23 protein-coding genes and 2 tRNA genes are annotated in these 22,785 nt (G+C 64.7%); 10 read left to right on the forward strand and 15 right to left on the reverse strand.

All coding sequences use genetic code 11. The annotated features are described in order from the left end of the window. Window positions 1–117: 117 nt before the first annotated feature. Genes folD through NWI01_RS03740 form a run of 3 tightly spaced genes read right to left on the reverse strand, consistent with a single transcriptional unit; the run spans window position 118 to window position 1,642 of the window. Window positions 118–1,002, reverse strand: a complete 885-nt coding sequence (gene folD, locus NWI01_RS03730; RefSeq protein WP_141382604.1) for a bifunctional methylenetetrahydrofolate dehydrogenase/methenyltetrahydrofolate cyclohydrolase FolD — start codon at window positions 1,000–1,002, stop codon at window positions 118–120. A gap of 18 nt (window positions 1,003–1,020) precedes the next feature. Further along, entirely contained in the window at window positions 1,021–1,341 is a 321-nt protein-coding gene (locus NWI01_RS03735; protein ID WP_141382605.1) for a DUF167 domain-containing protein, read from the reverse strand. Between the two features lie 10 nt (window positions 1,342–1,351). Next, window positions 1,352–1,642: a YggT family protein gene (locus tag NWI01_RS03740; protein ID WP_011313809.1), complete on the reverse strand. Its 291-nt coding sequence runs from the start codon at window positions 1,640–1,642 to the stop codon at window positions 1,352–1,354. A 678-nt stretch (window positions 1,643–2,320) separates the two neighbouring features. Between NWI01_RS03740 and NWI01_RS03745 the strand changes: the two genes are divergently transcribed. Continuing rightward, window positions 2,321–2,396: transfer RNA gene (locus tag NWI01_RS03745), tRNA-Ala, on the forward strand. A gap of 103 nt (window positions 2,397–2,499) precedes the next feature. On the opposite strand, the gene NWI01_RS03750 is transcribed toward NWI01_RS03745, so the two are convergent. The 8 genes from NWI01_RS03750 to hemC all read right to left on the reverse strand — a co-directional run bounded on the left by NWI01_RS03750 (window position 2,500) and on the right by hemC (window position 9,462). Then, the gene (locus tag NWI01_RS03750) at window positions 2,500–3,282 is read right to left on the reverse strand and encodes an SDR family NAD(P)-dependent oxidoreductase (RefSeq protein WP_141382606.1); all 783 of its coding nucleotides are present in this window, start codon (window positions 3,280–3,282) and stop codon (window positions 2,500–2,502) included. 106 nt (window positions 3,283–3,388) lie between these two features. Then, window positions 3,389–3,868, reverse strand: a complete 480-nt coding sequence (locus tag NWI01_RS03755; RefSeq protein WP_141382607.1) for a tellurite resistance TerB family protein — start codon at window positions 3,866–3,868, stop codon at window positions 3,389–3,391. Window positions 3,869–3,998: 130 nt separating this feature from the next. After that, a complete protein-coding gene (locus NWI01_RS03760; RefSeq protein ID WP_141382608.1) occupies window positions 3,999–4,229 on the reverse strand; it encodes a hypothetical protein in 231 nt (76 codons plus the stop codon). A gap of 89 nt (window positions 4,230–4,318) precedes the next feature. Next, window positions 4,319–4,394: transfer RNA gene (locus tag NWI01_RS03765), tRNA-Thr, on the reverse strand. A 120-nt stretch (window positions 4,395–4,514) separates the two neighbouring features. Beyond that, window positions 4,515–6,176: a heme biosynthesis protein HemY gene (locus NWI01_RS03770; RefSeq protein WP_141382609.1), complete on the reverse strand. Its 1,662-nt coding sequence runs from the start codon at window positions 6,174–6,176 to the stop codon at window positions 4,515–4,517. Window positions 6,177–6,183: 7 nt separating this feature from the next. Further along, window positions 6,184–7,671, reverse strand: coding sequence for a COG4223 family protein (locus NWI01_RS03775; RefSeq protein ID WP_141382610.1), 1,488 nt, complete (start codon window positions 7,669–7,671; stop codon window positions 6,184–6,186). Between the two features lie 89 nt (window positions 7,672–7,760). Next, complete coding sequence (locus NWI01_RS03780; protein ID WP_141382611.1) at window positions 7,761–8,507, reverse strand: uroporphyrinogen-III synthase; 747 nt, start codon at window positions 8,505–8,507, stop codon at window positions 7,761–7,763. Between the two features lie 4 nt (window positions 8,508–8,511). Then, window positions 8,512–9,462, reverse strand: coding sequence for a hydroxymethylbilane synthase (hemC, locus tag NWI01_RS03785; protein WP_141382612.1), 951 nt, complete (start codon window positions 9,460–9,462; stop codon window positions 8,512–8,514). Between the two features lie 90 nt (window positions 9,463–9,552). Here hemC and tsaD point away from each other — a divergent pair, with 90 nt between their 5' ends. The 4 genes from tsaD (at window position 9,553) to acs (ending at window position 14,164) form a co-directional block, all read left to right on the forward strand. Beyond that, complete coding sequence (gene tsaD, locus NWI01_RS03790) at window positions 9,553–10,626, forward strand: tRNA (adenosine(37)-N6)-threonylcarbamoyltransferase complex transferase subunit TsaD (RefSeq protein ID WP_141382613.1); 1,074 nt, start codon at window positions 9,553–9,555, stop codon at window positions 10,624–10,626. Between the two features lie 13 nt (window positions 10,627–10,639). Continuing rightward, the gene (locus NWI01_RS03795) at window positions 10,640–11,620 is read left to right on the forward strand and encodes an NAD(P)H-dependent glycerol-3-phosphate dehydrogenase (protein ID WP_141382614.1); all 981 of its coding nucleotides are present in this window, start codon (window positions 10,640–10,642) and stop codon (window positions 11,618–11,620) included. Window positions 11,621–11,622: 2 nt separating this feature from the next. Beyond that, window positions 11,623–12,036, forward strand: coding sequence for an EVE domain-containing protein (locus NWI01_RS03800; protein WP_141382615.1), 414 nt, complete (start codon window positions 11,623–11,625; stop codon window positions 12,034–12,036). Window positions 12,037–12,205: 169 nt separating this feature from the next. After that, entirely contained in the window at window positions 12,206–14,164 is a 1,959-nt protein-coding gene (gene acs / locus NWI01_RS03805) for an acetate--CoA ligase (protein ID WP_141382616.1), read from the forward strand. Window positions 14,165–14,230: 66 nt separating this feature from the next. Here acs and NWI01_RS03810 read toward each other — a convergent pair whose 3' ends face one another. Further along, on the reverse strand, window positions 14,231–14,857 hold the full coding sequence (locus tag NWI01_RS03810) for a S24 family peptidase (RefSeq protein ID WP_141382644.1): 627 nt from the start codon (window positions 14,855–14,857) through the stop codon (window positions 14,231–14,233). A 225-nt stretch (window positions 14,858–15,082) separates the two neighbouring features. Here NWI01_RS03810 and NWI01_RS03815 point away from each other — a divergent pair, with 225 nt between their 5' ends. After that, window positions 15,083–15,427 (forward strand): DUF952 domain-containing protein, encoded by a 345-nt coding sequence (locus NWI01_RS03815; protein ID WP_141382617.1) that lies wholly within the window; start codon window positions 15,083–15,085, stop codon window positions 15,425–15,427. Continuing rightward, a complete protein-coding gene (locus NWI01_RS03820) occupies window positions 15,424–16,518 on the forward strand; it encodes a quinone-dependent dihydroorotate dehydrogenase (protein ID WP_141382618.1) in 1,095 nt (364 codons plus the stop codon). Before NWI01_RS03815 ends, NWI01_RS03820 begins: the two co-directional genes overlap by 4 nt. 120 nt (window positions 16,519–16,638) lie before the next feature. On the opposite strand, the gene NWI01_RS03825 is transcribed toward NWI01_RS03820, so the two are convergent. From NWI01_RS03825 to NWI01_RS03835, 3 genes are all read right to left on the reverse strand, one after another. Continuing rightward, entirely contained in the window at window positions 16,639–16,944 is a 306-nt protein-coding gene (locus NWI01_RS03825) for a DUF6460 domain-containing protein (protein ID WP_141382619.1), read from the reverse strand. A 75-nt stretch (window positions 16,945–17,019) separates the two neighbouring features. Then, a complete protein-coding gene (locus tag NWI01_RS03830) occupies window positions 17,020–18,804 on the reverse strand; it encodes a cisplatin damage response ATP-dependent DNA ligase (protein WP_141382620.1) in 1,785 nt (594 codons plus the stop codon). Further along, window positions 18,801–19,847, reverse strand: a complete 1,047-nt coding sequence (locus NWI01_RS03835; protein ID WP_141382645.1) for a ligase-associated DNA damage response exonuclease — start codon at window positions 19,845–19,847, stop codon at window positions 18,801–18,803. The genes NWI01_RS03830 and NWI01_RS03835 overlap by 4 nt, the downstream gene beginning before the upstream one ends. 401 nt (window positions 19,848–20,248) lie before the next feature. On the opposite strand from NWI01_RS03835, the gene NWI01_RS03840 reads away from it, so the two are divergent. From NWI01_RS03840 to NWI01_RS03850, 3 genes are read left to right on the forward strand one after another with little or no spacing between them, the layout of a single operon-like run. Next, complete coding sequence (locus tag NWI01_RS03840) at window positions 20,249–20,821, forward strand: carboxymuconolactone decarboxylase family protein (protein ID WP_141382621.1); 573 nt, start codon at window positions 20,249–20,251, stop codon at window positions 20,819–20,821. 17 nt (window positions 20,822–20,838) lie between these two features. Then, window positions 20,839–21,942 carry an acyl-CoA dehydrogenase family protein gene (locus NWI01_RS03845; protein ID WP_181410357.1) on the forward strand — a complete coding sequence of 368 codons (1,104 nt, stop codon included), beginning with the start codon at window positions 20,839–20,841 and terminating at the stop codon, window positions 21,940–21,942. Next, entirely contained in the window at window positions 21,939–22,751 is an 813-nt protein-coding gene (locus NWI01_RS03850) for an ABC transporter ATP-binding protein (protein ID WP_141382623.1), read from the forward strand. The genes NWI01_RS03845 and NWI01_RS03850 overlap by 4 nt, the downstream gene beginning before the upstream one ends. The last annotated feature ends 34 nt before the right edge of the window (window positions 22,752–22,785 follow it).

Below are 22,785 nucleotides of genomic sequence, written 5' to 3' on the forward strand. Positions count from 1 at the left end.
GGCCGCACATCCATCCTCGGGTAAGCCCGAGGACATGCTTCGCTTGAAAACGCTCTAGCCGCGCCAGTGTCGTTGTACGCCGGGGTCGGCGTGCGAAGCCTTTTGTCAAAAAGCTGTCTACACCCCCGGCGCAGGCAGCCCCCTGATCGCGCAGGCCGCGCGCAGCGTGTTGACCAGCAGGCAGGCCACGGTCATCTGTCCGACACCGCCGGGTACCGGCGTCACAGCCCCCGCGACCTGCATCGCCTCATTGAACGCCACGTCACCGATCAACCGCGTTTTGCCCTCGGCTGCCGGCACGCGCGTGATGCCGACATCGATTACCGTCGCGCCCGGCTTGAGCCAGTCGCCGCGCACCATTTCAGCCCTGCCAACCGCCGCATAGACCAGATCGGCGCGGCGACATAGGTCGGGCAGGTCGCGGGAGCGCGAATGCGCGATCGTCACCGTGGCGTTTTCATTGAGCAGCAACTGCACCAGCGGCCGTCCCACGAGATTGGAGCGGCCGATCACGATGGCGTCCATACCTTCGAGCGAGGCATGCACGCTTTTGGTCAGGATGATGCAACCAAGCGGCGTGCAGGGCGACAACGCAGGCAGGCCGCCGGCGAGACGGCCGGCGTTGTGGGGATGCAGCCCATCAACATCCTTGGCCGGATCGATGGCGGCGATGACCGCCTCGGTATCGAGCCCCTTCGGCAGCGGCAGTTGAACCAGAATGCCGTGAACGGCGGGATTCGCATTCAGTTCAGCGATCAGCGCCAGCACATCGGCCTGTGCGACATCCGCGGGCAGCATGTGCTCGAACGACGCCATGCCGGCGGCCTGGGTCTGTTTGTGCTTGTTGCGGACGTAGACCTCGCTCGCCGGATCGTTGCCTATCAGCACCACGGCGAGGCCCGGCGTCAGTCCGTGATCGCGCTTCATCCGCGCCACTTCAACGGCCACCCGCGCGCGCAAATCGGCGGCGATGACTTTTCCATCGATGAGACTGGCCGCCATGCTGATCCCCAGTTCAGGCTATTTCGGTTGAGCCGCTGTCAATGCGCGCAGAAGGTTGCCGAGCTGGACCGAATCGCCCTCGACCGCGACCTGTTTCAGCCGCGAGGTTGCTCCCGCGAGTATCCGGACATCGATTTTCCGCACACCCAGCGCCTTGGCCAGCACCGCGGTGACAGCGCGGTTGGCCTCGCCGCCATCGGCGACGGCGCGTACGCGAACCTTCACCACCGGCCGGCCGGCCGCCAGCATCTCAATGCCGTCGATCGCGTCGCGGCCGCCGCGCGGCGTTACCCGCAAGGCGATGCTGAGGCCCTGCGAAGAATACCGCCACGGCTCCACCGGCGGCCGATCAGAACACGGCAGGATAGATGTAATAGGTGATGACCCGCTGCATGAACAGGATGATCAGGATCAGGATGATCGGAGAAATGTCGAGCCCGCCGAGATTCGGCAATAATCGGCGGATCGGCGCCAGCAGAGGTTCGGTGATCCGCTCCAGAAATTCAGCCACCGCGCCGACGAACTGATTGCGGGTATTCACCACATTGAATGCAATCAGCCATGACAGGATCGCCGAGGCGATCAACAGCCAGACATAGAGGTCGAGAATGATAAGGACGATATCCAGTATGGCGCGCATGGCGGATCAGCTCGCGGGTTTGATCGTGAATACGACCAGTGGAATGGATTTGACCTTCGCGACTCATTTGCCAGTGGTGTTCGATTCTGGCGTTCGGAAGGCTCGGTGAAACCGGATGCGAATGTCAGGATCTGACCACCGGTATATGGCGTGGCGGTTCGAATAGTTCTTCACCTTGCCAAACGTCCGTCAAGAGAACCTCCGAATTGCAGCCACACTATAGCGTTTTCGAGCGAAGTGGGTACCGGTTCGCGTGAAGAAAACGCGTGAAGTCGAAATCTGAGAGCCCCGCTTCCGATTTCCGTCAAAAGCGGAAAGACCCTTTGAGCACTGGTCTGTGTCCCTACCATCCGAAGTTTCGCTGCCCGGTTGCCAAGCCTCGGCGACGACCCCCAAATTCGGAGCACGAGCCTGCTAAATATCGTTTTGGTTCCCGCTAAACAAGAGAAGGCAGGGCAAATGAGGCTTGAAGCCCCGGATCGCGCTTGAGCCCTTCACCGCTTCATGGAAGCGGTGAAGAACTCTATCTTTATGTATTGACGCGTTTTCTTCACGCGGCCCGGATCCCGCTTCGCTCGAAAACGCAATACTTTCGGCCGTTCTTGACTTGCCGTTGGCGAGGACTGTAAATGGCGGCGTTTCGGTCGCAGCAGCGTTCTTTCGCCGCCGATCGCAAACGGGGCCATAGCTCAGCTGGGAGAGCGCGTCGTTCGCAATGACGAGGTCGGCGGTTCGATCCCGCCTGGCTCCACCAATAGGCCGCCCCGTCCAACCTGCCTGATTTTCTTCGGTACAACCGCGACATTTTCGTCGGTACCCGCGATGCCTGTACCCAGGACGCGCAGGCCGATGAAGCCTCACAGCCGTCTTCGCGCCTGAAACCCTGCGACAGCCCGCAGGACAGCATCGCGCGGAACCAACCGAAGCAGCAACGGCAGCATTTTGACTCCCAGACCCGGCAGCACCGCCCTCTTGTTTGCCATCAGCCCTCGATAGCCTTCGAGAGCGACATCCTTTGCGGATACCTGCAGGATCGAAGAGTGGAAACTGGATTTCACACCCGCCCGCGCCTGAAATTCAGAGGGGACTGGGCCAGGGCAGACCACGGTGACATGGACGCCGCGGGGACCGAGTTCACCCCGCAGCGCCTCGCTGAATGACAGAACATAGGCCTTCGACGCATAATAGACGGCCATGCCGGGCCCCGGCAGAAATCCGGCGATCGACCCGACGTTGAGAATGCCGCCCCGCAGCCGGATCAGACTTTCGGAAAATCGCAGCGACAGATCCGTCAGCGCCCGGACGTTGAGGTCGATCATCGCCAGTTGATCGGCGTGATCCAGTTCGGCGGCGTGACCGGACAATCCGTAGCCGGCATTGTTCACGAGATACTTGACCTCGACACCTTCGGCGGTGAGCGCCGCCGCGATCCTCTCCGCCGCGCCCTTCTCGCCGAGGTCGCAGGGAATGACGATCGGAGCCATGCGCCCCGATGCGACGATTTCAGCCGCGAGGGCATGGAGGCGATCGGCGCGCCGGGCGACCAGCGCCAGCCTGTGCCCATGCGCGGCGAACACCCGCGCGAACTCAGCGCCAATCCCGGAGGAAGCGCCTGTTATCAGTGTCACCGGATGGATCACGATCTGCGCTCTTGAAACTGTTGGAGGGGACGATCAAGGTTCGGGGCGACGACCGGGCCTGAATCCGGTTCACCGCACTCGGCGGTGCGTTCCCCAGATTCCCGGATCAGGTCGCAGGATCAGGCGCCGAGCGCCTGCTGCCGACGCGATGCTTGAGCTTGATACGGTCGCGCGAGGAAATGGCCAGCAGATCGGCGGCGCGCCACACGACATTCTCCTCGAACTCGCTGACGTGGTCGTCCGCATACACCAGTTCCCACATCATTTCGACGATGCGCAAGCGGTCCTCGTCATTCAGCGAACGCATTAGCACGCTGGTGAACTGGTAGAGATCGACCGCCTCGCCTTCCGCCAGGGTTGCCGACGTAATCAGCTTGTTGGCTGTGCCGGGATCCAATCCGAAGCGGGTTTCGATGAGTTCATGCAGTTTACGGATTTCCACGTCGGAAGGCGCGCCGTCGAGCGAAATGATATGGATGAACAGCGCTGTCGCGGCAAGCTTGCAGCCTGTTTCGTCGAACGACCGGGTTTCCGGCGCTTCGGGCGATATGACGTCAACGATGAAATGGCGCAATCTATCAAGCATCGGTTCGCCTGACGTCCTTTCTGAAATGTCGTACCGGTGAGTTCAAGACGCGCGCGCAACGCGGAACATGCACCATTCGCCAGGGCTCCTCGCAACCGGAGTACACTTCGGCAAAACGCGCTGCCTGGTTCTATTGGCCGTGCACCGCCAGGGTCCTGGCGCACTTTTTGCTCAGCTTCGCACGATGTGCCCTCAAACACGAGAGAACGACCATGTCGCCATCGTTCATCTGGGCCCGGCAATATTTGGCCACGTCGCGCGCGCAACCGGAGTTACTTTTTTCCGTGGCGGTCTGCGCCGACGCCACGCCGATAACGGCGAGCAGCGGAAGAAGCGATAGAATGACGGCAAAACGGATCATTGGCGCGCTCCATCGGGTCAGAGTGAAATCCGCCTGTATCGACGGCAACCATCAGCGCCAATATCCTCCAGATCGCACGATGAAGGAAGTGGTGCCGCTTAGGTGACTCGAACACCTGACCCCATCATTACGAATGATGTGCTCTACCAACTGAGCTAAAGCGGCTATTCTTGTGCAGCTCCGGACCCGGCCCGGCGCGCGGGACCTCTGATATCGGGCACCATCCCCCTTGGCAAGGACCCGGCCGCCGCGCCGCCGGCAAAAAACGCCGTCCCGGCGACTACCTCAGTTCCCCCGGCGCGACAGCAGCCCGCGCAATCCTCCCGCCTGGCGCGCCGCCGCCGTATCGTCCTCGACAAACCCGTCATTGCGGGGACCGTCATCATCGACGCCCGGATCGTCCGGTGCACGAACGATCGGGATCACGTCGGGAATCGCTCCGGACTTGTTGACTTCCTCTGATGGCGTGTCATCGGCCGATGCGGTCTCGTCCGGCATGGCAATCGTTCCAGACGATGCGGCTTCGACTCCGGCCGGGGGTATCACGCTGTCTTGAGCCTTGAAATCCCCGGTAGAGGTCGCGGCAGGCAAGGCTTCGACGCGCGGCGCATCTTCCGCGATCTGGTCCGAAACCTCCGCCTCGACCAAGGGAGGCCTGCTCGAAGGCAAGGCCGACAAGGGAGTTTGCCACTGAAACGCGTCAACCCGCCCGGTTAACGGCGAAACCGGACGCCAGTGGTCAGACACGTACCCGTCCGCGGTCCATACCGGATCGTGCAGGGCACGCACGGCGCGCAACGTCCAGGCGCGGGCGCGCCCGCTGTCGCCGTGCTCGTTGTGCTCTATTTCGGCCATCAGCATCGCAACGCGTTGCGTCGGCGCTGCGATCAGCGGCTCCAGAACTTCGCGGGCCCGCGCGAATTCGCTGGCATCGATCGCCGCGCGAGCAATCGCCATCGCGCTTTCCGGATGACCGGGCCCCTTCTCCGACAGTTTCTCCACGCGCGCCAACCGCTGCAGCGCTGAATCGCCCGGCATCACATGCGCATAGGCATCGGCGAGATCAGGATGCGGCTGGACGAGCCAGGCAGTTTCGATGAGACGCATCGCGCGCCGCATCTGATTCGCCTCGCTCAGATACTTGCTCGCAAGCACCACGGCCGGAATCAGCGTCGGCGCGAACTTCACCGCTTCCATCACGGTCTGGCGCGACAGGTCGCGATCGGACTTTTCAAGCTCCAACGCTCTCGCCGTCAGCAGCACGCCGCGCTGACGGCGATACAGCGCCTTGTCGATACGGCCTGACGCCACGTTCTTGTCGAGGATGGCGAGCGCGCCGGTCCAGTCGCCTCTGGCGCAACGGAAGCCGAGCGCGGCTTGCGAAGCCCATATCGAGGATGGCGAGGTCTTGAGCGCTTCCTCCGCGATCGCTACCGCCGCCGCCGGATCGCCGGCACGCTGGGCTTCGATGAAAAGCCCTCGCAAGCCCAATAGCCGTGTATCCGTGCGTTCGGCCATGGTCCGGAAAGCGCGTTGCGCGCGGTCCGCATCCCCGTCAAGCTGCGCGGCCTGGGCGTGCAGGAGCAGCGCCAGCGGATCGTTCGACACCAGACGCCGGGCGGCCTTGGCATGATTGCGGGCGGCCGCGGCATCGCCGTAACCGATCGCGAGCAGACCCCGCGTGATGGCGTCCCTGCCGCGCGCGATCCGCCGCTCCCGGCGGGCGCGGCGCATACGTGTCGGCGCCTGCCACAACCCGTGCACGACGCTCCAGACCAGGAGCGAGGCAACGATCAGCAGGCCGAGCCCGAGTGCGAACACCGGGAGCGTCGTCTCGATCCGCCAGACGTCCCATGACAGAACGATCGTGCCGGTCTGATCGGCGATCCAGGTGGCGCCCAATGCAGAGAGAGCGATAAGAACGAGAAACAGGATGATCCGCAACATCTGGAACCTATGGCGCCGGTTTGGCCAGCGCGGCCATCGCTTCGGAGGCGAATTGACGCGCAGTTTCAAGAGCAGCATCGCGGGCGTCGACCTTGGCGATCCAGGACTCCGCGGCGGTACGATCGGTCGGCGGAAGGTTATTCAGTTCTTTTCTCGCGGTGGCGACATCGTTGTGACGGGCCGCCACCTTGATGCGCGCGACGACGGCGCCGGCGGATTCTCCGGCCGGCGCGGTGTCCAGGCGCTCGATTCGCACCAGACGCACGGCGCTTTCCTGCAGCCGGTTCACGATGTCGTTGGCGGAGGAGAGCCTAACCGGCGGCGGCTCGAGCTTCGGAACGATCGCAAGAAGTTCGCGACACAACGCGTTCGCGCTCGGCACCCCGGACTCGGCAAACGTCTCCAGCGGTTTCAAGGTATCCGGCTCGGAGACCAGCGTCCTGAATGCCGTCAACAGATCCCCATAAGGCTGCCCCTGACGCACGGCGACATTCAGCAGCGTCGCCGCAACGGCCTGCCGAAGCGGTCCATCGTCGGTCGAAGCCGCCTGCTTGGACTTGGCTGTCTGCTCGCCATTCTGGGCTGACTCCGTGTCACGCCTGGCTGTTTCCGCATCACGCCGGGCTATCTCAGCCGTGAGGTTCTGCGTCATCTGCTCGATCTGTTGTTCGGTCTGCGCAAGGCGCGCGCTGATAGCCGCAAGATCGGAAGGCGCGAGGTCCGTTGAAGCAACATCAGACGGCGTCTCGCCGTCGTTCCTCGGCGCGGCGGTTCCGTCCTTCAGCGTCGCGGCCAACCTGTCGGACTGGCCGCGTACCGACGCCAACTCATCGCGCAACGTCGTCAGTTCCTCACGCAAGGATGCAGCCGACTTGTCCAGCGTCTCGATGCGCTCCGCCGTGGCCTGATCGAGCGGCGATGCGGCCGCCTTGCTCGCCGTCGATTCGATCCGGTCCACCCGGCTCGCGAGAGCGCCGAATTCCGCCGAACTTACTTGCGGCGCCGAAGTTGACGAGACCGACGCTGACGACGCGAGAGGTGAAGCCGAGGGTGGCGGCGGCCAGCCCGCCAGCCATGCGCCGCCAATCACAATCCCAGCGGTTGCGGCACCGGTCACGGCGGCGATCAGGGCCGACGACGCGCGGGACGGAGAACGCGGAGCAACCGGCTGCTCGCCGGACGGCTGATCGCCAGCCGCTCCGCCGACCCCGGCATCGCCCGCCGCCTCAGAATTCTGGTCGGTCTCGCGGTCAGCGGCCGAGGATTGATCCTGCCAGCCCCTGTCCTGAGAGAAGTCGTCCTCTCTGTCATCCGCGGCCGAAGCGGGGGGCGTCGTAAACGGCCAATCCTCGCTTTGGTGATCGCCGGCCGTTTCACCCGCATCCGCCTGAACGTCGCGATCCGCCGCCTCGGAGGTTCCAGTCGTTTCGTCGCCTGTGGAAAGCGGGCGTGAGTTTGTCTCCCGGGAGGCGTCGTCATGCTTGTCATCTGCCATCGTCACGGTTCCCCATTGCGGCGACACATCGAGTATCGATTCGAGACCCCTTCTCCCTGTTTATCGCGATTACGGCCGTAACGCACGTCTTACTGCGACGGCGGCCGCAATGCACAATCCAACGCCTCCAGGACGGCTTCCTCCGCCGGAGCGCTGGCCTCCACCACATGGGGGGCGCCGGCATCCCGCAGAACAGAGGCGACCGCGCCCGAGATGCAACATTGCGGGACCGCCAGAGCCGATATCTCGACGCCCCCGATCCGGACAGCATCCAGGAACGCACGGGCGCTGCGGCGCGAGTAATGCAGCACCGCTGATATCCGGTGCGCGGCGAAAGCGTCACAGACCTCGCGGGACAGGCTCGCCACCGGCGCCATCCGGTAACATGTCGTCGTCTCGACGGCCAAACCGTGCCCTTCGAGCTTCCCCGCGAGATCGCAAGAGCGGTCAGCCGCGGCAAGATAGAGAATCCTGGCGCCCTTCGGCAGGGATTTCGCGCGGACACGCTTCACGATGAGTTCGCACAATGCCGCGGCGTCTCCGGCCGCCGCCACCACATCCTGGAAGCCGACCCGGCGCGCGGCCTCGGCGGTGTGACGACCGACCGCGAACACGGCCAGCTTCAGCAGCGATTCAATCCCCGGATGGACGGCGAGCGCGCGCAGCGCGTTGGCGCTGGTGACAATGACCGCGCCATAATTCGCGTCCCGGTCGATTTCGAAAGCAACCGCCTCGAAGCGCAACACCGGTGACAACAGCGCCTCGCGCCCCATCGCACGCAGCGCCGAGCCCGTGGTTTCATTGTCCGGTTCAGGCCGTGTGACGAGAACCGCCACGCCTTCACGCTCCGGCAAACAGGGTGAAGAATTTTTCACCGGCTCGCTCGCGCAGTTCATGCGCCGCGTCCGCACCGAGCGCGGCGGCATCCGCGCGCGCGCCTTCGCGCGAGGTCTCGTAGAATTCCGTGCCGTCGGGAGAGATGATAAGACCGCGGAAATCGATGCGGTCGCCGTTCACGCGGCAATGGCCGCCGATCGGGGTGCGGCAGGAGCCGTCGAGCAGCGCCAGAAAGCTTCGCTCCGCGCTCAGCGCCACTTCCGTTTCAGGATCGCCGATCGCTTTCACGAACGCGTTGATGCGGTCATCATCACGCCGCGACTCGATGGCGATGGCGCCCTGACCGACCGCCGGCAGGAATTCGTCGGTCTCCAGAATGCGTGTCGCCTTGTCCTGCAATCCCAGCCGGTTCAAGCCGGCGAGCGCGAGCAGCGTGGCGTCGGCTTCTCCAGCCGTAATCTTGCGCAAGCGCGTCTCGACATTGCCGCGCAGCGAATTGACCTTCAGGTCGGGACGCAGCTTCAGCACCATCGCCTGCCGCCGCAGCGAGGCCGTGCCGACCGTCGCGCCCGCCGGCAGATCGTTCAAAGAACTCGCGTGCGGGCTGATGAAGACGTCACGCACGTCCTCGCGCGGCAGAAAGGCGGGCAGCCAGGTCGCGTCGGGCAGGAATGTCGGCACGTCCTTGGACGAATGCACCGCGAAGTCGATGGTGCCGGCGAGCAGCGCTTCCTCGATCTCCTTGGTGAAAAGTCCCTTGCCGCCGACATCGAACAGCGGCCGGTCCTGAATGGCGTCGCCCGAGGTGCGGATGGTCTTGATGGCGATTCGCTTGGGCGCCACCTGATGCGCGCGCGCCAGCCGGTCCCGTACCTCGTGCGCCTGCGCCAGCGCCAGCGGGCTGCCCCGGGTACCGATCGTTGCCAGAATGTCTGTCTCGTCCGAGGATTGCACGCCAGGACCCCATAATGCTACGCGAAGAAGGAACAGGGAAACGCTGGTTTGCCCAATAACGCAAGGCCCATATATAGGGGCGATAGATCGATGCTGGTGCTAGGGGTCGAGACCACCTGCGACGAGACCGCCGCCGCCGTGGTCGAGCGTCTCCCGGACGGCAGCGCCCGGATTCTCTCCAACATCGTGCGCTCGCAGACCGAAGAACACGCCCCCTATGGCGGCGTGGTTCCGGAAATCGCGGCCCGCGCCCATGTCGAACTGCTCGATGGCCTCATTGCCCGTGCGATGACGGAATCAGGCGTCGGTTTCCAGCAATTGTCGGGGGTCGCCGCCGCCGCCGGTCCCGGCCTGATCGGCGGCGTCATCGTGGGGTTGACCACGGCCAAGGCGATCGCGCTGGTTCATGGCACGCCGCTGATCGCGGTCAACCATCTCGAAGCCCACGCGCTGACGCCGCGGCTGACCAGCCGGCTCGAATTCCCCTACTGCCTATTCCTCGCCTCCGGCGGCCATACCCAGATCGTCGCGGTGCTCGGCGTCGGCGACTATGTCCGGCTCGGCACCACCGTCGACGACGCCATGGGCGAGGCTTTCGACAAGGTCGCGAAGATGCTCGGCCTGCCCTATCCCGGCGGCCCGCAGGTCGAGCGCGCGGCCGCCAGCGGCGATGCGACGCGATTCAACTTCCCGCGGCCGATGCTTGGGCGCCCCGACGCCAACTTCTCGCTTTCCGGGCTGAAGACCGCCGTGCGCAACGAAGCCGCCCGCATCGATCCGCTGGAGCCGCGGGACATCAGCGATCTCTGCGCCGGATTTCAAGCGGCCGTGCTTGAAGCCACCGCGGACCGGCTCGGCGTCGGCCTCAGGCTGTTTCAGGAACGGTTCGGGATGCCGCGCGCGCTGGTCGCCGCCGGTGGCGTCGCCGCCAATCAGGCGATCCGCGCCTCGCTCGAAGGCATTGCCGCGAGGGCGCGGACCACGCTCATCATCCCGCCGCCGGCCCTTTGCACCGACAATGGCGCCATGATCGCATGGGCCGGCGCCGAACGGCTGGCGACGGGATTGACGGACTCGCTTGAAACGCCTCCGCGCGCCCGCTGGCTGCTGGATGCCAAGGCGCAGGCGCCGGCAGGCTTCGCCAATACCCGCGCCGGATTTTGAAGGCGGTGCCGCGATGAAACCGTTCAACCGCGTTTGCGTGATCGGCGCGGGAGCCTGGGGCACCGCCCTGGCCGGCGTCGCCGCGCGCGCGGGCCGGAAGGTCACATTGTATGCGCGCGACGCCGCCGTCGCCGCACAGATCTCGGCGACACGGGACAATCCGCGCCTGCCCGGCATTCCGCTCGACCGCGGCATCGTCGTGACGCATGACATCGCCGCTGCCAGCAGCGCCGATATCGTCATCATCGCGGTGCCCGCGCAACATTCGCGCGCGGCGGTCGCCGCACTGGCAGCGCATCTTTCACCCGGAACTCCCGTGATCGCCAGCGCCAAAGGCGTCGAGCATGGTACGCGGCGCTTCATGACCGAGGTGATCGAAGAAGCCGCGCCACATGCGGTCCCCGCGATCCTGTCCGGACCGAGTTTTGCCGACGACGTGGCAAGGGGGCTGCCGACGGCCGTGACGCTCGCGGCGAAGGACGAAGCGCTGGCGGTCGCGCTGGTTCACGCGCTCGGCTCGGCCGCCTTCCGCCCCTATCATACAACCGACGTACGCGGCGTCGAGATCGGCGGCGCCGCCAAAAACGTCCTGGCGATCGCGGCCGGGATCGTCGTCGGCAAGCAGCTCGGCGCGTCGGCGCTGGCGGCGCTGACCACGCGCGGATTCAGCGAACTGGTCCGCCTCGGATGCGCCTGCGGCGGGCGCAGCGAAACCCTGGCCGGTCTGTCCGGCCTCGGCGATCTCATCCTCACCTGTTCAAGCCCGCAGTCGCGCAACTTCTCGCTCGGCATCGCGCTGGGGCGCGGCGAGCCGGCGCCGCGCGACAAACTGAGCGAGGGCGCGCATACCGCGCCGGCGCTGCTCGAACTGGCGGCAGCCCACGACGTGGAGATGCCGGTCGCGCAGGCGGTCGCGGCCATTCTCGCCGGCCGATCGACGATCGACGGCGCCATCGACAATCTGCTGACGCGGCCGTTCCGGGGAGAGGGATAGTAATGGCCTACTGGCTGGTGAAATCGGAGCCTTCGGCATGGTCGTGGGAGCAGCAGGTGGCGAAGGGCGCCAAAGGCGAGCCCTGGACCGGCGTGCGCAACTTCACCGCGCGGCAGAATCTCGTCGCCATGAAGAAGGGCGACCTAGCGTTCTTCTATCATTCCAACGAGGGCAAGGAGATCGTCGGCATCGCCGAAATCATCCGCGAGGCCTACCCCGACCCTACCGACAAGACCGCCAGGTTCGTCTGCGTGGACATCAAGGCGAACGAACCGCTGAAGACGCCGGTGACCATCGCCGCCGTCAAGGCCGACAAGCGACTGGCCGACATGGCGCTGGTGAAATATTCGCGGCTGTCGGTGCAGCCGGTGACCCCCGCGGAATGGAAGCTGGTCTGCAAGATGGGCGGGCTATAGGGGCGGGTGACGTGAAGTAGTGCTCCAGGCCGGATTGGGGCTCAACACAGTTGAATGAGAATTCAACCTGACGGCTTGTCGCCGCCGCACACCGCGACGCATAATCGTTGCAACGGTGAAGACGGACCTGCCTTTGGTTCCGGGCCCGGTCCTGCGGTGGAGCAAAACAATGTCCGACAAGATTTATGACGTAAGCGCGGATTGGGCCAGGCGGGCCTGGGTCGACGACGCCAAATATCGCGAGATGTACGCGCGTTCGATCAAGGATCCGGACGGATTCTGGTCCGAGGCGGCGCAGCGCCTGGACTGGATCACACCCTTCACCAAGGTCGAGAACACCTCGTTCGAACTCGGCAAGGTCTCGATCAAATGGTTCGAGGACGGCGTGCTCAACGCCGCCTACAACTGCATCGACCGCCATCTGGAAAAACGCGGCGACCAGACCGCGATCATCTGGGAAGGCGACGATCCCTCGCAATCGAGGCGCATCACCTATCGCGAACTGCACGACGAAGTCTGCAAGATGGCCAACATCCTGCGGCTGCGCAACGTCAAGAAGGGCGACCGCGTCACCATCTACCTGCCGATGATTCCGGAAGCGGCCTATGCGATCCTCGCCTGCGCGCGAATCGGCGCGATCCACTCGGTGGTGTTCGGCGGCTTCTCCCCGGATTCCATCGCGGGCCGCCTGCGCGATTGCAAATCCCGCGTCATCATCACCTCCGACGAGGGCCTGCGCGGCGGCCGCACCATCGCGATGAAGGCCAATGTCGACGCCGCGATCGAGAAGGTCAACGGCGAGGTCGACTGGGTGATCGTCGTCAAGCGCACGGGCGGCAATGTCGACATGAATCCGACGCGCGACGTCTGGTATCATGAGGCCGCAGCCGTGGTCGAAAGCGAATGCCCGTGCGAGCCGATGAACGCGGAAGATCCGCTGTTCATTCTCTACACCTCGGGCTCGACCGGACAGCCCAAGGGCGTGCTGCACACCACCGCCGGCTATCTGGTGTTCGTGGCGATGACGCACCAGTACGTCTTCGACTATCACGACGGCGACATCTACTGGTGCACCGCCGACGTCGGCTGGGTCACCGGCCACAGCTACATCCTGTACGGACCGCTGGCGAACGGCGCGACCACTTTGATGTTCGAGGGCGTTCCGAACTATCCCGACACGTCCCGTTTCTGGAACGTGATCGACAAGCACAAGGTCAACATCTTCTACACCGCCCCGACCGCGATCCGCGCCTTGATGCAGGCGGGCGACGAGCCGGTGAAGAGAACCTCGCGCGCGAGCCTGCGCCTGCTCGGCTCGGTCGGAGAGCCGATCAACCCCGAGGCGTGGGAATGGTACCACCGCGTGGTCGGCGACGGCCGCTGCCCGGTGGTCGATACCTGGTGGCAAACCGAGACCGGCGGCATCATGATCTCGGCGCTGCCGGGCGCGATCGCGCAGAAGCCCGGCTCCGCGACAAAACCATTCTTCGGGATCGCGCCCGAGATCGTCGATGCCGACGGCAATATCCTGGAAGGCGAATGCAGCGGCAACCTGTGCATCGCAAGATCGTGGCCCGCCCAGGTGCGCACGGTCTACGGCGACCACGCCCGTTTCGAGCAGACCTACTTCTCCTCCTACAAGGGCAGATACTTTTCCGGCGACGGCGGCCGCCGCGACGCCGACGGCTATTACTGGATCACCGGCCGCGTCGATGACGTCATCAACGTCTCCGGCCACCGCATGGGCACGGCGGAAGTCGAAAGCTCGCTTGTGGCGCATGAGAGCGTGTCGGAGGCGGCCGTGGTCGGCTACCCCCACAACATCAAGGGCCAGGGCATCTACGCCTACGTGACACTGATGAAGGGCGTGGAGCCGAGCGAGACGCTGCGCAAGGAACTGGTCGCCTGGGTGCGCAAGGACATCGGCCCGATCGCTTCGCCCGACCTGATCCAGTTCGCGCCGGGCCTGCCAAAAACCCGCTCGGGCAAGATCATGCGCCGCATCCTGCGCAAGATCGCCGAGGACGAGCCGTCCAGCCTCGGCGACACCACGACGCTGGCCGATCCCGCCGTGGTCGATGATCTCGTCAAGAACCGTCAGAACAGGAAAGACGGCGCGGTGGCGTAAGTCGAGCCGCTTGTAGAAATCCCGCTGGTTCTTCACCTCTCCCGCAAGCGGAAGAGGAAGAAAGAGTCATTGGCTTGCCCACACGATCCGCGCGATCCATTCCACCTCGGAAGCGGGCAGCGTGCGGTTGGCGTGGCTCGGATTGAGCGATTGCAGTTCAATGGTCCTGGCGGTGCGGCGCTTGAGTTCCTTCACCATCACCTCGCCGTCCCTGGTCTTCACCACCACGCGATCGCCACGCCGGATCGGCGTCCCCGGCGAGACCACGATGACATCGCCGTCACGATAGGCCGGCTTCATCGAGTCTCCGGATATCTCCAGCGCATAAGCGTGCTCGTCATTGACGCAAGGCAGCCCCACCTCGTCCCAGCCCTTGCCCACGGGAAAACCGCCATCGTCGAAATAACCGCCGGCGCCGGCTTCCGCGAAACCGAGCAGCGGCACCGCCTTGGCGGCTCGCTCCGTGTCTTCGATGAATTGCACGAAGGTGTCGATCGCGGTGCCGGTCGCGGCCAGCGCCTTGGCCACCGACTCGGTCGAGGGCCATCGCTCGCGCCCGTCGCCGGTGATGCGTTTCGATTTGTTGAAGGTGGTCGGGTCGAGCCCCGCCCTTCTCGCGAGGCCCGATGGCGACAGGCCGGCGCGCTCCGCGAGACGGTCCAGCGCCGTCCATATCTGGGCGTGTGTCAGCATGACCATGAGGCGCGTCCTGATTCCGCGGCAGTGAGTTCGCTCAAGAGTTAGGAATTATTACCTCAACGGGAGCAAGCCTGCAATTGCGCCACGGATAAAATGCGGCTCTTGAAGTACGGGCGAGCCGCCGATACGGTCACCCATGAGCTGCCGCAATTTTAGCGGGCAGCAAGGGGATCATGCGCTTTCCAGTACGGGTAGCGCAACGACGGGCTCAGGACACGCGTGCGCACGATCTACAAAATCTGCCCGGATTCGGCCTGGCGGCAGGCCGAGCGGGACGGCGTTTTTCGCGGCAGCGCCGACGATCTACGCGACGGCTTCATTCATTTTTCCACCGCCACTCAGCTCGAAGGCACGGCCCGCAAGCACTTCTTCGGCCAGACCGGGCTGCTCCTGATCGCGATCGATGCCGATGGACTGGGCGAAGCGCTGCGCTGGGAAATCTCGCGCGGAGGCGAACCATTTCCGCACCTCTATGGCGAACTCGATCTGCGCCATGTCACGGCCGTACTGGACATGCCCGCGCGAGCGGACGGATATCACGATATTCCGGAACTTGCGCCGTGATACGCGCCTTCGACAACCTCTCGCTGCCGCTGTTGCGCTGGCTCGATCCGGAGGACGCGCATCGCATGGCGATCCAGGGACTGCGGCTTCTGCCGCCGATACGCCAGCGCGCCGACGATCCGAAACTGGCGGTTCGCGCCTTCGGCCTGAACTTTCCCAACCCGATCGGCCTCGCCGCCGGCTTCGACAAGAGCGCAGAGGTGCCGGACGCGCTGCTGAAACTCGGCTTCGGCTTCGTCGAGATCGGTTCGGTCACGCCAAGAGCGCAGCCTGGCAATCCCCGTCCCCGCGTGTTCCGGCTCGAGCGCGACGGGGGCATCATCAACCGCATGGGCTTCAATAACGACGGCGCCCACACCGTGCTTCGCCGGCTCGCGGCCCGCGCGCATTCCGGCGGCATCGTCGGAGTCAACATCGGCGCCAACAAGGATTCGGCCAATCGCATCGCCGACTATGTCAGGCTGATCGAAATCTTTGCCCCGGTGGCGAGCTACTTCACCGTGAACGTGTCGTCGCCCAACACCCCCGGCCTGCGCAACCTGCAACAGGCGGCGGCGCTCGACGAGTTGCTGGCGAAGGTGATCGACGCCCGCGAGCGCGTCCGGCAGAATGCCGGCGACACACCGGTGCTGCTCAAGATCGCGCCCGACCTGACGCTGGCGGAACTCGACGACGTCGTTCACACCGCGCGATCGCGCCGCATCGACGGCATGATCGTCGGCAACACCACCCTTGCGCGGCCCTCGACGCTGCGCGATCAATCGCGCGCGAAAGAACAGGGCGGGCTGTCGGGACGACCGCTGTTCCAGCTATCGACCCGGATGGTGGCGGAGACCTATGTGCGCGCCGAGGGCGCGTTTCCGTTGATCGGCGTCGGCGGCATCGATTCCGGAGGCGCGGCGCTGACCAAGATTCGCGCCGGCGCCACCCTGATCCAGCTTTACTCGTCGCTGGTCTACAAGGGCCTTGGCCTTGTCGACGCCATCAAGCGTGATCTGATGTCGACGCTGCTGCGAACCGGACGCGATTCGCTATCGGAGATCATCGGCGCTGACGCCGCGACCATCACGGCGCAAGACTGGCCGGTGTAGCCAACTGTTTGATCGAGATCGATCTTATCCGAATAACCGGTATCCACTTTTCGGGATCATGCTTTTTCGATTGAGCATAATCTTATCCGAAAACCGGTGCCCACTTTTCGGGATCATGCTCTAACGCCCGCGCGGCGCGCCGAACAGGCGTGACAGCAGCCAGATCGGGATCACGATTACAGCGCCGAGCAGGAAGTAGCGCCACAATCCGTTGATCGCATCGAAGCCGAGATCCCAGACGCGTTCGACCAGCAGGCGAATGCTTTGCACGATATTCCAGGGATCGAAGCCGATCGCCGCGAGCATCACGCCGACCAGCGTCGACAGCAAAATCAGGCGAAACGCAACCGCCAGCGGCGAGCCGCCCAGGAAACGCGACAGGCTATCGTGGCTGGCGCGCAAATTCCGGGTGTCATCGTTCGGCATCAAGGCTCTCCTGCGGGCACAAGGACCCGCGCAACATAATCAGTGTGGGGCAGATGGGGAACCACCGTTCTGCCGTCAACGGCCGTTTGATCTGGTGGCTTCGGAGGCCAGCATCCGCTCCAGCGTCTCCAGCCGATCCGCCTCGCGCGGCGGCTTGTCCCAGCGCAATCGGTTGATCCGCGGAAAACGCATCGCCACCCCTGATTTGTGCCGGGCCGAACGCTGCAAGCCCTCAAAGGCGATTTCCAGCACCAACCCCTGATCAGGCTCATGCAGGACATGGCGCACCGGGCCGAAGCTCTCGGTGGTGTTACGACGGACGAAACGGTCGATCCGCAGCAGTTCCTCGTCGGTGAAGCCGAAATAAGCCTTGCCGACGGGCACCAGCCGCTCGCCCTCCTCCCCTGCGGTCCAGACCCCGAAGGTGTAATCAGAGTAATAGGACGAGCGCCTGCCGTGGCCGCGCTGCGCATACATCAGCACCGCGTCGATGACATGCGGATCACGCTTCCATTTCCACCACAGACCCTTGGGGCGTCCCGGCATATAAGGCGCGTCCCGGCGCTTTAGCATGACGCCTTCGACGGCGTCGGCGTCAGCGCCCGCCTCGGCCGGATCGGCGCGGATCGCCGCGAGATCGCTCCATGTGGCGAAGGAGACCTGCGGCGAAAGGTCGATACGCGGGTCGTCAAGCGCGGCGATGAAATCAACAAGCCGCCGCCGCCGGTCTTCAAACGGCAACTCGCGCAGATCATTGTCGCCGTCGGCGAGCAGATCGTAGGCGCGCAGGTGAACGGGGAACTCCTTCATCAGCCTGGGCGTCACCGCTTTGCGGTTCAGCCTCTGTTGCAGGACGTTGAACGATTGCACCCGTCCATCGCGCACCACCAGCAGCTCGCCATCGATGGCGAAAGCCTGCTGCCGAAAAGCGCCGACCGATTCTCGCGAGTCGTTGAGCCTTCCTTCGACAGAACCTTCGCGCCGCAACGAGGGCAGCAGATCCGGGAAACTGCGCGTGATGTCCTCGCCCGTGCGCGAATAAAGTCGCGTCTCGACATTGCCGTGCGCATCGCGGCCGCTCACCGCCTGCACCCGGATGCCGTCCCACTTCCACTCGGCGGTGAAATCGGCGGCATCCAGACGCGCGAAGTCAGCATCCTCGATCGCGTGCGCCAGCATCACCGGCCGGAACGGCGCGGGGGCGCGATTGACCGGCCTGTCGCCGCGGCCCTCCAGCCAGGCGAACAGATCGGGATAAGGCGGCGCGAGGCCCGGCCAGATCAGTTCGACATCATGCGCATCCCTGCTCCCAAGCGCGGCCACGGCGGTCTTGGCCAGCCGCGCGGAAACGCCGATCCGCATCGCGCCGGTGACGAGTTTCAAGAGCGCCCAGCGTCCGGTCTCGTCGAGCTGGTCGAGCCAGCGTGCAAGTTGCGCCGGCAGTTCGGCCTTGCCGAGCGTGCGCAGCGTGGTGACGACGTCGGTAAGAGTCGGAGAAGGCCAATGACGAACGTGACCTGTTTCCTTTGCCTTCTCAGTTCCACTCCCGCGAACGGCGGGGAGAACGGACGAGGCGTCCGTAGGGTGCTGTTGTGGCCACATGAGCGCCACCGTCTCGGAAAGATCGCCGACATAGTCATAAGAAAGCGCGAACAGCACCGGATCGGCGCGCGTGGCGATCAGGTCGCGGACCAAACCTGACTTGGCGTGTTTGAACGACAACGCGCCGGTGAGCGCCGCCAGTGCGTAGCCCCGATCAGGGTCCGGCGTCTCGCGAAAATAGGCCGTCATCAGCCGCAGCTTGTTGTTGCGGCCGGGCTCGTAGGCGAGGCGGTCGAGAAGTTCGGCGAAGCGATTCACGAACCGTCCTCTCCGCCGGAGAAAGGCACCGCATCCTGCTCGCCGTCCTCATCGCCATAGCCGACCAATGCCAGCGGGCGCGCGGCGAGACCTTGCGCCCTGCACCAATGCACGAGCGCATCTTCCTGACCGTGCGTCACCCAGATCTCGCCGGCCCCGGTCGCGGCGATGGTGCGGGTCAGGCCGTTCCAATCGGCATGATCGGAAATGACCAGAGGCAGTTCGACGCCGCGCTGCCTCGCTCGCGCGCGTACGCGCATCCAGCCCGACGCGAAGGCTCTCACCGGATCAGGAAATCGCCGCGTCCAGACATCGGCCGTGGCCGAGGGCGGCGCCAGGGTGATGGTGCCCGCAAGATCGGCTTTCTTCATACCCCTGGCCGGCCGCAGGTCACCGAGCGCGATGCCGCGGCTCTGATAATATTGCGTCACCTTCTCCATCGCGCCGTGCAGATAGATCGGCGCGTCGTATCCGGCCTCGCGGGCCAGCGCGATCACGCGCTGCGCCTTGCCGAGCGAGTAAGCGCCGACCAGATGTGCTCGTTCCGGAAACAGCACGACCGACGCCAGCAGCTTTGCTGTTTCCAACGCCGCATCGCCATGACTGAACACCGGCAGCCCGAAAGTCGCCTCGGTGATGAAGACATCGCACGGCACGATCTCGAACGGCGTGCAGGTCGGGTCGCCGGCATCCTTGTAATCGCCCGAGACGACGATGCGGACTCCGCCATGCGTGACCGCGATCTGCGCGGAGCCCAGCACATGGCCCGCGGGATGGAACATGATCGCGACATCGCCCAGCCTGATCTCTTGTCCATAGGAAATCGCCTGCGCGGAGCCCGCGAAATCATCGCCGTAGCGCAGCCGCATGATGTCGAGCGTTTCCGGTGTCGCCAGCACCGCCCCATGGCCGGGCCGGGCATGATCGGAATGGCCGTGGGTGACGATCGCGCGGTCCACCGGCCGCACCGGATCGATGTGGAAGCCGCCGGGTTTGCAGTACAATCCAGCGGCATCGGGCATCAGGATGTCTTGCGGGCGCATGGGAGACATATAAGCGGACGCTTATATCGTTCGAGTCTGACGCGTGACGATCTCCTGGCTGCGGCAGAGGTCAGTGCAACCTTGCTGCAACGTTCACGGCGGCGAGGGAAGCGCTGTCGATGGGTTGGGCGGACGGAGAAGGGGCGCATTCCGGACGAAAGACGCCTGAGGGAGAGCGTCATCTTTGATCTTGAAATAATCTCCCACTTTGCTGGTTGATGAAAACAGCCGCATTCTCCCGGTTATCGGCAAAGCAGGCCGTTTCTCGTTATTTTTCCAGACGGCTTGTCCGGACTGGACACCTGCTCCACCATCATCACATCAAATTTTCATAACCTGACCGAGGTGATCGCCGCTCTTCGCGCCGGCCCGCTTGGGTCGATGCCAACAGTGGAACGCACATGACACGTCTGCCCGTTCATACCGCCGTCACAGCTCCCGAAGCCGCTAGGGAGCGAGTCCAGAATGCCGAGAAGGCGAACGGCTTCCTGCCCAACCTGATCGGACTTCTGGCCAACGCGCCGACCGCGCTGGAAACCTATCAGACCGTGAGCGGCATCAACGCGCGCGCGGGCCTGACGCTGGCGGAACGCGAAGCGGTTCAGATCACGGCGGCCACGACCCATGGCTGCGGCTTCTGCGTCGCTGGCCACACCGCGATCGCCTATAAGAAGGCTGACCTGAAGGACGCTACCGTCAATGCGCTGCGCGACGGCGAGCATGGGCCGGATGCGCGCCTCAATGCCGTAGCCGACTTCACCCGCGCTGTGATCCGCAGCCGTGGCCGCGTCGAGGATGCCGAATTGAACGCGTTCCGCGCCGCCGGCTTCAACGACGCCAACGCGCTAGAAGTGGTGCTCGGCGTCAGTCTGGCGACGCTGTGCAACTTCGCCAACAATCTCGGGCAAACGGACATCAATCCGGAGCTTAAGCCTTACGCGTGGAATAATTCGACCACCGTCGCCGCCGAGTGACGGCTGAGAGCATCGTCATGACACATGTAACCTCCGATCTGGCAGTCTCCGATCTGGAAGCTTGGCTCGACGCCAGCGCCTCTCATCTCGACACCACAACCGATACGGCCGCATCGGTTCTGCCGAAGCTCGCGGACGCCGGCCTGTTTCGCCTCGGCGTGCCGGTGCAGTGGGGCGGCAACGGCGGCCATGTCGGCGATGCGGTCAAGGCCATCGCCGAGACCTCGACCCGCTCGCTGACCGCGGGCTTCGTGTTCTGGGGCCATCGCACGTTCATCGAATATCTGCTGCAAAGCCCCAACGCCGCTTTGCGCGAGAGGCTGCTGCCGGATCTTCTCGACGGCCGGCGCGGCGGCGCCACCGGCCTGTCCAACGCGATGAAATTCCTCTCAGGTATCGAGGAACTGTCGGTGCAGTCCCGGCGCAGCGGCACAGCGTTGCAGCTCGACGGTTATCTACCGTGGGTGACCAACCTTCCCGCGACAGGTTTCGACGTCGCGATGGCTGTCAAGGGCGCGGATGGCGCGCCTGCCTTTATCGCCGCGCTGGCCTCCGACGATTCCGGCCTCGAACGCTCGTCCGACCTCGATCTGATGGCAATGCGCGGATCAAACACGGCGGCGCTCAAGATCGACGGCGTGCAGATTGGCGAGGATCGCATCATCCATCATCATGCGGCCGAGTGGCTTCCGAAGGTGAGACCCGCTTTTCTGGCGATGCAGTCCGCGCTGTCGATCGGCCTGGCGCGCCGCGCGCTCGCGGAAGCAACCGCCAGACTCCGCAATGACCGCGACATCCTGAGCGAGCCGGTCGCTACGCTCACCGCCGAACTCTCGACCGCCGAAACAGCGCTGCTTGAGGGTCTGGGTGGAGGTCGCTTCGTCGAGCACCCGGCAAGCCTGTTCCGCCTGCGCATCCGCCTCGCCGAGATCGCGGTGCAGGCCGTGCAGTTCGAACTGTCGGCCTCCGGCGGCCGGGCCTATCTGTCCCAGCCCGGCGCGGGCTTCCAGCGCCGGCTGCGCGAAGCGGCTTTCATTCCGGTGCTCACGCCCAGCCTCATACAACTGAAGCTCGCGCTCCGCGTTCAGGAACTGCCCGCGGCGATCGGCGCGACAGCATGACCGCACTCGCACAAACCATCTCACCGGCATCGGATCGCCAAGTCGCCGTTCTTGAAGCCGCCGGCGTTGTGCTGCATTACCCCGGCCAACTGAAACCGGTCGTCGAGGCGTTCGACTTCGAGCTGGATGCCGGCGAGACCGTCAGTGTGCTCGGTCCGAGCGGTGTCGGCAAATCGAGCCTGTTGCGCGTGCTCGGCGGACTGCAAGAGCCGACCGATGGCACGGTGACGATGAACGGCAAGCCGCTGCGGGGCGTGCCGCCGCGCGTTTCCATCGCCTTCCAGGACGCGAGCCTGCTGCCATGGCTGTCGCTCGAGAAGAACGTCGCATTCGGACTCAATTTCAAGCATCAACCGCACCTGACGCAGGAGGAAAGCAAGGTCCGCGTCGATGTTGCGATCCGTGAAGTCGGGCTGACGCACGCGCGGCGCTACTTCCCCGCGCAGCTGTCCGGCGGCATGGCGCAGCGCGCCGCGCTGGCGCGATGCCTGGCGCGCAAACCTGAAATCCTGCTGCTCGACGAGCCTTTCGGCGCGCTCGATGAAGTAACCCGCACCGAGATGCAGCATCTGTTGCTGAAAGTTGTTCGCGATTTCCATACCGCGGCGATCCTGATCACCCACGACATCGATGAGGCTTTGTTGGTCTCCGATCGCATCCTGCTGCTCGGCGGAACGCCGGCGCGTGTCATCGGCGAATGGCGCATCGATCTGCCGACGCCACGCGAGGACTACATCGCGGAGCTTGGCGCCATCCGCGTCGAAATTCTTTCACGGCTGCGCGGCGCGACCCTGCGGCGCATCAACTGAACCGGTCACGCGTCCGGCGCCACGCGACCAGATT

Source organism: Nitrobacter winogradskyi (assembly GCF_006539545.1).
In the GTDB taxonomy this organism is placed as follows: Bacteria; Pseudomonadota; Alphaproteobacteria; order Rhizobiales; family Xanthobacteraceae; genus Nitrobacter; species Nitrobacter winogradskyi_A.